The 12,573-nt window shown below is 65.9% G+C and carries 11 protein-coding genes; 9 read left to right on the top strand and 2 right to left on the bottom strand.

What is annotated here, in order from left to right:
* The first annotated feature begins 28 nt into the window (after positions 1–28).
* The 9 genes from rpmH (at position 29) to ACFZA2_RS06875 (ending at position 10,667) form a co-directional block, all read left to right on the top strand.
* Positions 29–166: a 50S ribosomal protein L34 gene (gene rpmH / locus ACFZA2_RS06915; RefSeq protein WP_005054680.1), complete on the top strand. Its 138-nt coding sequence runs from the start codon at positions 29–31 to the stop codon at positions 164–166.
* An 8-nt stretch (positions 167–174) separates the two neighbouring features.
* The gene (gene rnpA / locus ACFZA2_RS06910) at positions 175–513 is read left to right on the top strand and encodes a ribonuclease P protein component (protein ID WP_315994124.1); all 339 of its coding nucleotides are present in this window, start codon (positions 175–177) and stop codon (positions 511–513) included.
* Positions 510–866: a membrane protein insertion efficiency factor YidD gene (gene yidD, locus ACFZA2_RS06905; RefSeq protein ID WP_315994125.1), complete on the top strand. Its 357-nt coding sequence runs from the start codon at positions 510–512 to the stop codon at positions 864–866. The genes rnpA and yidD overlap by 4 nt, the downstream gene beginning before the upstream one ends.
* Before the next feature lie 2 nt (positions 867–868).
* Positions 869–1,942, top strand: a complete 1,074-nt coding sequence (gene yidC, locus ACFZA2_RS06900) for a membrane protein insertase YidC (protein ID WP_315994126.1) — start codon at positions 869–871, stop codon at positions 1,940–1,942.
* Positions 1,943–1,957: 15 nt separating this feature from the next.
* Positions 1,958–2,461 (top strand): R3H domain-containing nucleic acid-binding protein, encoded by a 504-nt coding sequence (locus ACFZA2_RS06895; protein WP_315994127.1) that lies wholly within the window; start codon positions 1,958–1,960, stop codon positions 2,459–2,461.
* 8 nt (positions 2,462–2,469) lie between these two features.
* Positions 2,470–3,099 (top strand): 16S rRNA (guanine(527)-N(7))-methyltransferase RsmG, encoded by a 630-nt coding sequence (gene rsmG / locus ACFZA2_RS06890; protein ID WP_391402430.1) that lies wholly within the window; start codon positions 2,470–2,472, stop codon positions 3,097–3,099.
* 5,253 nt (positions 3,100–8,352) lie between these two features.
* Positions 8,353–9,282, top strand: coding sequence for a ParA family protein (locus ACFZA2_RS06885; RefSeq protein WP_391402427.1), 930 nt, complete (start codon positions 8,353–8,355; stop codon positions 9,280–9,282).
* Positions 9,282–10,247 carry a ParB/RepB/Spo0J family partition protein gene (locus ACFZA2_RS06880; protein ID WP_391402424.1) on the top strand — a complete coding sequence of 322 codons (966 nt, stop codon included), beginning with the start codon at positions 9,282–9,284 and terminating at the stop codon, positions 10,245–10,247. The genes ACFZA2_RS06885 and ACFZA2_RS06880 overlap by 1 nt, the downstream gene beginning before the upstream one ends.
* Positions 10,248–10,319: 72 nt before the next feature.
* A complete protein-coding gene (locus tag ACFZA2_RS06875) occupies positions 10,320–10,667 on the top strand; it encodes a tryptophan synthase subunit alpha (protein WP_391402421.1) in 348 nt (115 codons plus the stop codon).
* Between the two features lie 490 nt (positions 10,668–11,157).
* On the opposite strand, the gene trxA is transcribed toward ACFZA2_RS06875, so the two are convergent.
* Both trxA and trxB read right to left on the bottom strand, forming a co-directional pair.
* The gene (gene trxA / locus ACFZA2_RS06870; protein WP_315994132.1) at positions 11,158–11,481 is read right to left on the bottom strand and encodes a thioredoxin; all 324 of its coding nucleotides are present in this window, start codon (positions 11,479–11,481) and stop codon (positions 11,158–11,160) included.
* Between the two features lie 62 nt (positions 11,482–11,543).
* On the bottom strand, positions 11,544–12,530 hold the full coding sequence (trxB, locus tag ACFZA2_RS06865; RefSeq protein ID WP_363388344.1) for a thioredoxin-disulfide reductase: 987 nt from the start codon (positions 12,528–12,530) through the stop codon (positions 11,544–11,546).
* Positions 12,531–12,573: the final 43 nt, after the last annotated feature.

The following is a 12,573-nucleotide window of genomic DNA, read 5'->3' as shown; positions in this document are numbered from 1 at the left end:
TCGGGCGACACCACCTCCGGAGTGACCCATGAGCAAGCGCACCTTCCAGCCCAACAACCGCCGCCGCGCCAAGAAGCACGGCTTCCGCGCCCGCATGCGTACGCGTGCCGGCCGCAGCATCCTTTCGGCGCGTCGCGCCAAGGGCCGCACCGAGCTCTCGGCCTGACAGACCCGGTGCTCGCGAAGCCGAACCGACTCACCCGCGGATCGGACTACAAAGCCACAGTCCGACGGGGTTCTCGTTGTGCCGGAGCGCACACGATCACCTACGTCGGCTCGTCGGCCGAGACCGAATCGCCTCGCTTCGGCTTCATCGTGAGCCGACAGGTCGGCTCCGCTGTCACCCGCAACACCATCCGCCGCCGTCTCAAGGCGGTGTGCGCCGAGGCGCTCCCGTCCATCCGCGGGGGCGCCTCGATCGTCATCCGTGCACTTCCCTCCGCCGCCACGATCGACTACGCGACTCTTCGCGCCGACGTGGTGAGGTGCCTCGAACGAAAAGCGTCAGCATGAGCGCTTCGACACTTCCGACGTCCTCTACGGGGTCCGGTCGTTTCCGAGTGGATGCCGTCCTGGCATCCGTTCCGCTCCTTCCGCGTAACGCGGGGCTCGCGCTTCTGCACGCCTATCGCTCGACGATCTCGCACGTCTACGGCGACGTGTGCAAGTACTACCCGTCCTGCTCCGCCTATTCGGTGGGCGCCGTGCAGCAGCACGGACTCGTGAAGGGCATCGCGTTCACCGCGGCCCGTCTCGCACGGTGTCATCCCTGGGCTCAGGGTGGCATCGACGACGTCCGTCCTCACCGGGCCTTCCGCCACGAACTCACTCGGCACGGATTCGTCGTGCCCGCCCGAAAGGACTGATCGTGCAATTCGATCTCATTGGGACCATCCTCTGGCCGCTGAAATGGGCGGTCGAGCTCGTGCTGGTGGGCTGGCACGCGCTGTTCACGGCCCTCGGCATGCCGCCGGCGGCGGGTCTGACATGGGTGCTGTCGATCATCGGCCTGGTGCTGATCGTCCGCGCGGCGCTCATCCCGCTCTTCGTCAAGCAGATCAAGAGCCAGCGCAAGATGATGGAGATCGCCCCCGAGCTCCGCAAGGTGCAGGAGAAGTACCGGGGCAAGCGCGACCAGCTCTCGCGTGAGGCGATGAGCCGCGAGACGATGGCGCTCTACAAGAAGCACGGCACGACCCCCGTGTCCAGCTGCCTGCCGCTGCTGGTGCAGATGCCGATCTTCTTCGCGCTGTTCAGCGTGCTCAACGACGTGTCGAAGCACGCGGCGAGCGGTGTCGGCGGTGTGGGGCTGCTCACCCCCGAACTCACGACCGAGTTCTACGACGCGCGTCTGTTCGATGTGGCATCCATGCACGTGAACCTGGTCACCGCGTGGAGCCAGCCCGATGGACAGGTCACCGTCGCGATCCTTCTGACGCTGGTCGTCCTCATGATCGGCTCGCAGTTCTTCACCCAGCTGCAGATCATCTCGAAGAACCTGTCGCCCGAGGCCAAGACCGGTCAGGCGTACCAGATGCAGAAGATTATGCTCTACATCCTGCCGCTGGCCTTCATCTTCTCGGGTGTCTTCTTCCCGCTCGGCGTCGTCATCTACTGGTTCGTCAGCAACCTGTGGACGATGGTGCAGCAGTTCGTCGTCATCCGCGAGATGCCCACGCCGGGCTCGGACGCGGCCAAGGCCCGCGAAGAGCGCCTGGCCCGCAAGGGCAAGGCGATCGATTCCTCCGGCAAGGTCGTTCCGATCGAGAAGTACGAGGCGGAACAGCAGCGTCTCCTCGAGGAGGCCGAGCGCGCCCGCGCTGCAGCTCCGAAGCGCCAGCAGCCCGTGGGCAAGCAGCGTGCGAAGAAGCAGCAGTCCGCCAAGAACACCGGTGCCGCGGGTGGACCCGCCGGCAGCCCCGGCTCCTCCCCCGCTTCCTGACATCCGGAGATCACGATGACGACGTCCGATCAGATCGCCCCCGACCAGACCGCCGCCACCGAGGAGCAGCTCGAGCAGGAAGGCGACATCGCCGCCGACTACCTCGAGGGTCTTCTCGACATCGCCGACATCGACGGCGATCTGGCCATGGATGTCCGGGCCGGTCGCGCCTACGTCTCCGTTGAGGCGGAGGACACCGCCGCGCTCGCGAGCCTGTCCCACCCCGACACGGTTCAGGCGCTGCAGGAGCTGACCCGACTGGCCGTGCAGAACTCGACGGGTCGCTTCTCGCGGCTCATCCTCGACATCGGGGGATCTCGTGACGCGCGGCAGCGCCAGCTCGAGACCCTGGTGGACCGTGCGATCGCACGGTTGGACGAGGGTGCGTCGCAGGCGTCGCTGCCGGCGATGTCGAGCTATGAGCGCAAGCTCGTGCACGACATCGCCGCGGACCGCGGGTATTCGTCGGAGTCGTTCGGCGAGGGAGCCGATCGTCACACCGTGCTGCGCCGCGGCTGAGGCCGGACATGCCGGATCAGCTCGAGAACGAGCCGGCCGTCGCCGCGTCGATCTTCGGCGAGAACATCGAGCGTGCTCGGCGGTTCACGCAGAACCTCGCGCGGCACGGCGAAGAGCGCGGGTTGATCGGTCCACTCGAGGTCCCTCGCCTCTGGACTCGTCACATCCTGAACAGCGCGATCGCGGCGCCCTACTTCCACGGTCGGGCCGTCGACGTGGGTTCGGGGGCGGGTCTTCCTGGGCTTGTGTTGGCGATCGCCCGACCGGACGTCGCGTGGACGCTGATCGAGCCCATGGAACGCCGTACGGCATGGCTGTCCGAGCAGGTCGTCGACCTGTCCCTCTCGAACGTGACCGTGGAACGGATGCGCGGCGAGGAGTGGACCGGCGGTCGTGTCTTCGATGTCGCCACCGCTCGCGCCGTGAGCGCTCTTCGTACCCTGCTCCCTTTCACCGCGCCGCTCGTTCGACCCCAGGGACGTCTGGTCTTCCTCAAGGGCGCCAACGTCGGCGCGGAGCTGGAAGCGGCGACGAAGCAGGTGCGGAAGTTCGGGCTGGAGGACGTGTCGATCGAGGTGGTCGGGGAGGACGTGCTCGACGAGCCGACGCGGGTGTTCGTGGCGACGGTGTCGCGCTGAGAATCTCATATCTCGAAAAGCACGCCTGATCAGGAATTTAGATGGACAGTTCAACTGCCTCGAGTTTGACGTAGGGTTTGTTGCTCCCTCTTGATGGGGCCTGAGTGGCGTCATGCGTCATACGGACTCGGACTCGGTGAACATGCATCTGCCCGCGTTCTGTTGCTCGTCACGATGATCCAGACGCCGCCCGTGAGCGGCGCAGTCGGGATACGGGTTCTGTGACTGTCCCGGCTCGTCTGTTGTGGGCGGTTGCGCTGATACCCGCTCGTGTCCGTCCGTGAATCGGTGGCATTTGTCGAGGATCGCGCGCGGACACGCTGTTCGGGCGTCAGGTCGCTGACCGCGTGATCCCACTGCGAGCGGGTTGTTCGATCGTCTGCGTCGAGCGAGGAAGGTCTGACCGCTCGGGCGTTCGCTCGTCGGGGCCGCGGCCTACTGCAGGTGCTTCGCCCTAGGCGGCCGAGAGGGATCTTGATCAAGTGTGGGGACATGGCCACTCCCCCGCCGCGGATTGTCCGGCTTCGCCTGCGTAGCCGGAACGAGGACCTCGGTGGCTATCGGTCGAGGCACTGCGCCGGGCGCCATCGAGGAGTGAACAAGAGGGGGCCAGCTTCAAGCTCTTGTTCACTGCCCTGAAGTCTTTGCTTCCGTCATGACAGCGGACTGTGCTCGGCGCGCGGTGAGAAGAGAAGTGCTGGCATTCACAATCAGGGTGCCTTGATTCGAGGTCAGCTCGGCACCAGAGAACTCAACGTTGGGCCAGCGGCGCGCAGGAACCTGGCCTGGGCGTGACTCCCGATCTCCCCCGGTGCGGCGCGTCAATCAATTTCTGCCCGTCCTCGAGAGACGGGTCGTTTCACGTGGAACAAAAGCTTTGGTGGGCCGGAGCGTGGGGCCGATGTCGACCGTGCGTTGAGTCGTGCCGGTTCTCGCGCTTTCACTCTCCTCGTGAGGTCGGATGTCACGCGGCGACGGGTTTGGTTCGGCAGCCGCCCGAGGTCGCGAGGATCTCCATCGAACGGTCTGCAACCGGGGAGTGTCCCCTGCACATCGCCGGTGATGAAGCGTGATGACGGAGCGACGGGGCGCTTTGTGCTTTGCGGTCCGCGGCGTGCGGGGCGGGTTCCGGTGGGCTTTCGCCCGCCTTACGCCACGCTTTCCCCGGATGCCCACGAGCTGCGTGGCACGTGGCACCCCTGAATGAGGCGAGCCAGTCCCTGCTTTGCTGGGGGCGTTTCCGCTCACATCCATGCGGCGCAGTGCTTCGTGCCGGGACGACAAAGGAGCTTCGGCATCGGCCTGCGGTGTGTGGTGGCGAGTTCCGACGTGGAGCTCCCACGCGACGTACGGGCGAGAACGAACGCGCCGCCGCACGTCCGCCAGATCGTCGCCTCGCCGGTCCGCCGGCAGCAGAGCGCGGGAGCGGTCGCCGAGACGCCGTGCCGAGACTCGGTGCCGAGACCCGTTCCCGAGACGTCGGCGGGGATCGTGGCTCGCTCCGTCGATTGGCCGTTAGATCGTGCTGGCGGCCGACCGCTCCTCCCCCGCGTGTGTTGGTTCCCCAACGGCCCGTGGGTGGCCTCTCAGGATGATTGCGGGTGGTGATTTCCGGGCTTTCCAGCGGCGTTGGATGTCGTGGCTTGTCGGTGGGATTCCGTTGGGGTCTCGTGACGCGATCATGAGCGAAGCGCCCGTGCGGTTGATTCGTGCAACCGCGGATAGGCGCGACTGTTCAGAGGTGAGGCGCGACGTACGAGGTTGACGAGTCGCTAGCCATGTCCGGGGCTGTGTGCTCACCCGCTGTGCCGCTTCAAGGCTAGGGCGGGCGATCGGGCCGCCCGCTGGACACCTCGACGACAAAGTCGCTGCGCCCAGCGCTGCGGTCAAATCGGTCGGGCTGGGCTTGAGGTCGATGGGAGTTCGCGGACGGGGTGCGTCCGTTCTGCCTGGAAAATTGTGTCTTCCCTCCGCCCCACGCCTGACGTTGGCGGAAGACGCAGGAGGGAGATCTGAGGCACTGCTGCGTCGAAGGCGCCGGAGCTTCGGTGGTCGCAGATGTGATGCGGTGGTGGTCCGAGACGTTCGACCTCCGAAGTTCTTGATCTACTCCGTCCCCGCAGCTCGACTATGGGAATCATCTGATCGGCTCACGGTAGTCACGTGGAGGCCGATGGCGTGGCGATTCGGATTGCTTGAGCCGTCACCTAGAGAACGTTTCACGTGAAACAGCGTCCGTTGCCCCACCCGAGGGGACCATACGACTCGTGCCACTCGACTGGGTATTTGAGGTCGGGCGACGCCGCCCGACAACCCCGCTATTTGGGGTGAGAGGGAACGCGTCTGTCGCGTGAAGGCTCGCCGCCAGCGAGCGCACGGGATCCCTTCGGTGCTGATCCTGAGTTGTTACGAGGTGGAGCGCCAGAGATCGATCCTGCGCTCATGCTCGTTGAACCGACCCCTCCGCGACTCCCCCCGGATCCGCTTCGAACGTTCATGCGCCGCCGGGTCGACCACGAGCATGCGACCAGGGCGGGGCGAGTGCTGGCTGCCGGTCGTCGCCACGAGGGCCCATGGAGAGTCATATCGCGCGGACCGACCCTCGGATCGGGCCGAAGTCCCGCCGGATGACGTGACAGTGCGCCGTGGCTGTCGCGCGGTGTTTCACGTGAAACATGGTCACTCTCGCCGGTCTTGTCGCTCGTTACTCAGCGAGTATCGGTGGAAGGGCTGTCCGGCTGGAGACCGCACGCGGACGTGGATGCGCCAGTGTGCGGGGTGGGTGCCGGCGAGGGTAGGCCGCTGATTCTGTGCTGCCGGAGGGTCGGCCGATTCCGTGGGTGCGAAGTGCGCGGCGGGCGCGCCGACCTGGGGACATGGAGACAGCGAGCTGGTCCTGTGGGTACACGATGGCGCCCGCGGTAAGGCGGCGCTCAGACTGCGGCAGCATCGACGAGATGGGACGAGCGTGAGGGCCGCCCTCACGGCATCGTCGAAATTCTCGGAGGGGTGAGACCCGCATCGTGCACAGACCAGATTGAGTCGTAGTGTCGCGGCCCCGCCAGGCCCCACCCGGGCGAACTCCCGTCTTGCCCCCTTCGTCGAGGTGAGACGTGCGGCAGTGGCGCGCGTGGGACGACGGGACCCGCACGCGGGCGGCTGCAGAGGTGCGTCGGCGATCTGCCGCGTGGTCTCGCACAGGCCGGCGCTTCGGGTGACGATGCGGAGGTCGCGACCGAGCGTTGGCCGCGAAGGCGGCCGGTGCGGCATTCCTGTCGCGGTGCGAGGAGGAGTAGTCAGGATGACGGATGAATGGCAGGCCACGGGCACAGAGGTCCCCGTTCGCGTAGGTGTCTCACGTTCATGTCTGTGTCGACGCGCGAGCGTGACTGGCGGGATTCTCGGACCCGTGTAGCCCACGCGCCTCAACGTTGAGCCTCTGTGACGGTGCTGAGGCCATGTCCGGCAGCTCCTGGAGTGCAGCCGTCGACCCGGGTGAGAGACTCGCTGCGCCCCCCTTGAGTGATGAATGAATCGTGCAGACCCGGACCCGGAGAGGGATGACGCGGGCTGCGCCGCCAGCTTCACGTGGGTGGGTCACGCGCGCGGGGGTGTCACTCATGCGGCCTCCCGTTCAGGGGCTGCTCGGTCGCCGTCCACCGATGTCACCAACCTTCGGTCACATCGCCTCCACCAGTGTTACGGCTGGGTGGTGTGGGCAATGGCGGCCGACTGCAGAAGTCACACTGCCCTGATGTGGATGGGTGCGAAGAGGTTCCGCCGTGGGCGGCCAACGACCCGGACGGTGTTCATCGGCATACGCCGCCGATGTGCTGCGCTCGGGCACTGCAGTGGTGTGAGAGACGGTTCATCGATCGGCTGCCAGCGCCCACCACCCTGCCTCACGTGCACTGGAAGGCGGGAACACACGACGGCGGCTCTCGTCAACCGAGACCCGCGAGAGCTCCGCCACGTGCGCAGCCATCGACCACTTAGCGGAAGGCGGGTATCCGCGCGGGCGCCGTCTACCCTTGCGACGTTTCACGTGAAACATCGGACGGGAGCGGACCGCGGGGTGGGGCACAAACCCATCTCGCTGCGCGGCTTACCCGTCGAACCAGAGTGGGAGGGGCCAGGTACGGTATCGACTACACCGCAAAGTTGGTGTGTGCGGCTACTTGCTCGCTCGGGTCAGCGTTTCACGTGAAACATCACTTCGTCAGGCCGGCTCCGATCAAGGGATTAGGCGCCGCACTCTCAACCTCGTCGTCGGCGGTGTAGCGGGGAGCGTCGCATCCCAAACAATGCTCAAACCGATTTTTACGCGTTCGGGCGACGTGACGAACCGTCCGCGATCACACGCATGCCGAATGATCTAGGCGTAGTGATGATGCGTCGGAACGTGTGGAGTCATCACACCCGCACTCCCCTATCGCGCACCGCGGCCCGCTCGGCGAAAGCCGAATCCTTGAGCGATGGCATGCTCACGGCGTGGCTGAGCGCATCGTCATTGATGTGTAACCCTCCGGTGGGTCCGCCCTTCGCCCACCGGGCTTTCTGACCGTGGCGCGGTGAGGCGCGCAGGCTGTGCCAACAATCCGCCGTTCCGAGGGAGAGGTACTCGATCCCACGCTCGCAATAGCGGCACCAGCCAAGTTGATCGTCAACGTGCAGGAGTGGACCTGCCGTGTCGCCGACTGAGGCGAAGCGCCCCGTGAGCGGTCCCTCAAGCGTGTGCCGCGCGAATCTCGTGTACCGCTCACTCCACGCGTTTCAGCGCGGTGGGCAGCATCCCCTCCGGCAGTCGGTGAGGGAGGTGCGGTCAAAGTCGTCCGGCAAGGAACGCGCGTCGGTCTCACGCGAAGCCACCAGACCGTCCGTTTCCGCTGAGCCCGAGGATCCTCCTCGTGCACACCGCGCCGCGGGGCACTCATCGGTAGTCGACTTGATGCTCGTCGACTGACGAGGGGGCCGCGGCGGAGTCACCGCGCCATGCGGTGTCGGTGGACCGTCTATGTGGTCCTCGCCTTGAGCGTGCACGTGGCGTCCTCAGGAGACTGATCAACACCCACGCAGGCACGTCGCGCCCGTCCAACGCGAGGACGGGTAGTCGGCGCTGTTCATTCACCGTGGGGCTGAGTGTGCGTTCTCGCCACCACCTTAACTATCGAACCGCCGAACCTCGCCACGTTCATAAGTCATCGTGGAGCCCATATCGCGCGGGTAGACTGGGCGAGTTCGTGACGGAGAGGTGTGTTTCACGTGAAACAGTCCGATGAGGCGCCCGCGTCGTCCTTCTCACTCGACGACTCCCCCATCGCTCGCGAGATCGCCGATCTGTCTGCTCGTCGTCGCGCGCTAGAGGCTGCGAAGGTGGAGCTCTCGGGCCGCACGCGCGTGTTCACCGTGTCGAATCAGAAGGGCGGCGTCGGTAAGACGACCACCGCCGTCAATGTCGCCGCGGCTTTGGCATCCGTCGGGGCCCGCGTTCTCGTCATCGACCTGGATCCTCAAGGAAATGCGTCGACAGCGCTGGGTGTCGCGCACAACGCCGACACCCCCAGCATCTACGACGTCCTGATCGACGAGTTCCCCCTCGCTGACATCATTCAGACGAGTCCGGAGTCGCCGAACCTGCTCTGTGCTCCGAGCACCATTCATCTTGCCGGGGCGGAGATCGAGCTCGTTTCTCAGGTGGCGCGCGAGCACAGGTTGCGCGGCGCCCTGCGGGACTACTTGGCGATCGAGGACAACCATCTCGATTTCGTCATCATCGACTGCCCGCCCTCTCTCGGCCTGCTGACGATCAACGCCTTCACTGCAGCGGACGAGGTGATGATCCCCATTCAGTGCGAGTACTACGCGCTGGAGGGTCTGAGCCAGCTTCTGGGTAGTGTGCAGATGATTCAGAAACACCTGAATCCGACGCTCCACGTTTCGACGATCCTGTTGACCATGTACGACGGGCGCACTCGCCTGGCCCAGCAGGTGGCCGAGGAAGTCCGCTCGCACTTCACCAGCGAGGTGCTCGACACGGTCATCCCCCGTTCTGTCCGGGTCTCCGAGGCGCCGAGCTTCGGGCAGACGGTCATCGCGTACGATGGCCAGTCAGCGGGCGCTATTGCCTACCGCGAAGCAGCGGTGGAGATCGTCGCACGAGACACCACGAAGAAGGGTTCCTGATGGCGAAGAGGACCGGACTGGGTCGCGGCATCGGCGCCCTCATTCCCACGGCGGAACCCTCGGAGGCGCGCCCTGTAGATGTGTTCTTCCCCGAGGGGAACGCGGCCACGCAGAACGACTCCTCCGCGAACAATGGTGCTGCTGAGGACACCCTCGTCTCCGTCCCCGGCGCGCGGCTCGTGCACATCGATCCGAAGTCGATCGTCCCGAATCCTCGTCAGCCACGAACGCACTTCGATCCCGATGATCTCGCCGAGCTCATCCACTCCGTTCGCGAATTCGGGGTTCTCCAGCCCGTCGTGGTCCGTGACAAGGGTGACGGCACCTACGAACTCATCATGGGCGAGCGACGCACGCGGGCCTCGCGCGAGGCCGGCTTGGAGACGATCCCCGCTGTCGTGCGTGAGACGGACGACGAATACCTGTTGCGCGACGCGCTTCTCGAGAACCTGCACCGTTCGCAGCTCAACCCCCTCGAAGAAGCCTCCGCGTATCAGCAGCTCCTCGAGGACTTCGGGATCACTCAGGAGGAGCTCGCGACGCGTATCGGGCGCTCGCGCCCACAGATCAGCAACACCATCCGACTTCTGAAGCTGCCGGTCCCGGTGCAGCAGCGAGTTGCGGCGGGAGTTCTGAGCGCGGGCCACGCTCGCGCGATCCTCTCCCTCGACGACGCCAAAGAGATGCAGAAGCTCGCCGACAAAATCGTCAACGAGGATCTGTCGGTGCGCGCCGCCGAGGCGGCCGCCAAGATGCCCGGTGTCGCCCCGGTCCGCCAGAAGCCGACCGCCGGATCGCGCCGTTCAGGACTCGACGACGTCGCCGATCGTCTCGGTGACCGACTCGACACGAAGGTGCGTGTCTCGCTGAGTGCCAAAAAAGGCCAGATCAGCATCGACTTCGCGAGCATTCAAGACCTCAACCGAATCCTTGCGGCACTCGGCGAGGAAAGCTACACCGGCTGATCCTCCCCGTGCATCCGCGGGGAGCGAACGGCCTCGGGCCCTCATGTCGGCGGTGCAACGTACGCTGGAACGGTGACCGCGAACGATGAGAACCTGCGCCGTCGCGCCAGCCTCGAGCTTCTGCGCGCCGAGGCCTCCGATGAACTGGCGGTGCTGATTCATGAGCGCCTGCGCGGTGGCGAAGACCCGTGGGACTTCATGGAAGACCTGCCCAGCGTCGACGAACTCGTCGTCTTGACTCTGCGCGCCGAGAACATCGCCGAGAACGGGGGTGTCCGCCCGAACAAGGCGCGCAACTACCGTGTGCTGCGCCAGATCGCTCTCGATTACCCCGCCCTCACGCGCGCTGTGTGGCGCATTCTGGGCGACGAAGAGCCCCACCGACGCTGGGACGCGTCGGTGCGTCTCGACGCGTCCTGAACGCCGCATACGCCGTTGCGAACGGCGACGGACGGAACGCCCTCGCGCACGTCCGTCGTCTGATGGGTGAGGCCGAGGCCGCGGAGACGACGCCGAGCTCGAGACGCCTCTGATGACTTCGACGAGCCCCCCGGATCTTTGAGTTTCGTGGTGGGGCGCATCGCATGCCGACCGCGCCGAGGGAGCTACGGTGCCGACGCCGACAACGTCCTCCGCGCACGCCCTGATTCCGCCGGCCGCACTCCCGCCGGTCCCGTCGCGATCAAGAGGACGTGCGGAGCACGGCGTCCGACTCCCCCTGATCGATCATGCCGCCGGAGCATTCTCGAGCGCCTCGGTCGCCGGCGGCGCCTCGCCGGTCATCGTGCGGTCCATATGCCCGCACACGCCGACAGGCGGCATCCGGTCCTGAGGAAAAGCACCACAGGGGTGCAGAGATGACGAGAGCCCCGACACCGAAGTGCCGGGGCTCCGTCGTGCGAAGAGGGACTCAGCCGATGAACGGGGCCAGGTCCTGCTCGAGCGCGTACTTCGGCTTCGCGCCGATGATGGTCGTCTTGACCTCACCGCCGTGGAAGACCTTCATCGCGGGGATCGAGGTGATCTGGTACTTCATCGCGAGGTCGGGGTTCTCGTCGACGTTGAGCTTGAGGACGGTGATCTTGTCAGCGTTCTCGCTCTGGATTTCGTCGAGCACGGGCGCGACCATGCGACACGGTCCGCACCACTCAGCCCAGAAGTCCACGAGAACGGGTCCGTCGGCCTGCAGGACGTCCTGCTCGAAGGTCGCGGAGGTCGTCGCCTTGGCGGTCATGTGATTTCTCCTTAGATGAGATCGTCAGTGTGTGAAAACGCAGGTGAGTGCGTTTTTGTTCCTCAGACCACGGCGGCGTCGGGGAGGCCCTCGATCGGGCTCTCGGCGACGGCGGGCTCGCCGGCCTCGCCGCGAGCGGCGAGGAAGTGCTCCACGTCGAGAGCAGCCACTGTGCCGCTTCCGGCAGCCGTGATGGCCTGGCGGTACGTCGGGTCGATGACGTCACCGGCGGCGAAAACGCCCTCGACCGACGTGCGCGACGAGCGACCGTCGACCCAGATGGTGCCCTGGTCGGTGAGCTGCAGCTTGTCGTGCACGAGGTGCGTACGCGGGTCGTTGCCGATCGCGACGAACAGTCCGTCGAGGGGCAACTCGCGCGTGGTGTCGTCGATGGTGGAGCGCAGGCGAACGCCGTTCACAGCTTCGTCGCCGAGGATCTCGTCGACCGCGCTGTTCCAGATGAACTCGATCTTGGGGTTCGCGAAGGCGCGCTCCTGCATGATCTTCGACGCCCGCAGCGAGTCCTTGCGGTGGATGACGTAGACCTTCGACGCGAACTTCGTGAGGAAGTTCGCCTCTTCCATCGCGGAGTCGCCACCGCCGACCACGGCGATCGTGCGGTCGCGGAAGAAGAACCCGTCGCAGGTGGCGCACCAGGACACGCCACGGCCGGACAGGCGGTCTTCGCCCTCGAGGCCGAGCTTGCGATAGGCCGACCCCGTGGCGTAGATGACCGAGACGGCCTCTTCGACCTTCCCGCTGCCGAGCGTGACCTTTTTGACCGGTCCGTCGAGCTCGAGCGAGACGACGTCGTCGTAGAGCACCTGCGCACCGAAACGCTCTGCCTGCGCCTGCATCTTGGCCATGAGGTCGGGACCCTGGATGCCGTCGGGGAAGCCGGGGAAGTTCTCGACCTCGGTGGTGTTCATGAGGTCGCCGCCGGCTTCGACCGAGCTCGCGACGACGAGGGGCTCGAGGTTGGCGCGGGCCGCGTAGATCGCAGCTGTGTAGCCGGCCGGGCCGGATCCGATGATGATGACGTGACGCACGGTAGCGCGTTCCCTTCGTTGATTCCGCCGGATGAAACCCATG

It is taken from the genome of Microbacterium sp. NPDC007973 (assembly GCF_042958465.1).
In the GTDB taxonomy this organism is placed as follows: domain Bacteria; phylum Actinomycetota; class Actinomycetes; order Actinomycetales; family Microbacteriaceae; genus Microbacterium; species Microbacterium galbum.
This window is presented reverse-complemented; position numbering and strand designations above follow the sequence as displayed.

Bases quoted from the DNA above. Each gene is read 5' to 3' on its own strand.
- ACFZA2_RS06880 (WP_391402424.1), top strand. From the start codon at position 9,282: ATGGCGAAGAGGACCGGACTGGGTCGCGGCATCGGCGCCCTCATTCCC.
- rpmH (WP_005054680.1), top strand. From the start codon at position 29: ATGAGCAAGCGCACCTTCCAGCCCAACAACCGCCGCCGCGCCAAGAAG.
- ACFZA2_RS06895 (WP_315994127.1), top strand. From the start codon at position 1,958: ATGACGACGTCCGATCAGATCGCCCCCGACCAGACCGCCGCCACCGAG.
- trxA (WP_315994132.1), bottom strand. From the start codon at position 11,481: ATGACCGCCAAGGCGACGACCTCCGCGACCTTCGAGCAGGACGTCCTG.
- yidD (WP_315994125.1), top strand. From the start codon at position 510: ATGAGCGCTTCGACACTTCCGACGTCCTCTACGGGGTCCGGTCGTTTC.
- rsmG (WP_391402430.1), top strand. From the start codon at position 2,470: ATGCCGGATCAGCTCGAGAACGAGCCGGCCGTCGCCGCGTCGATCTTC.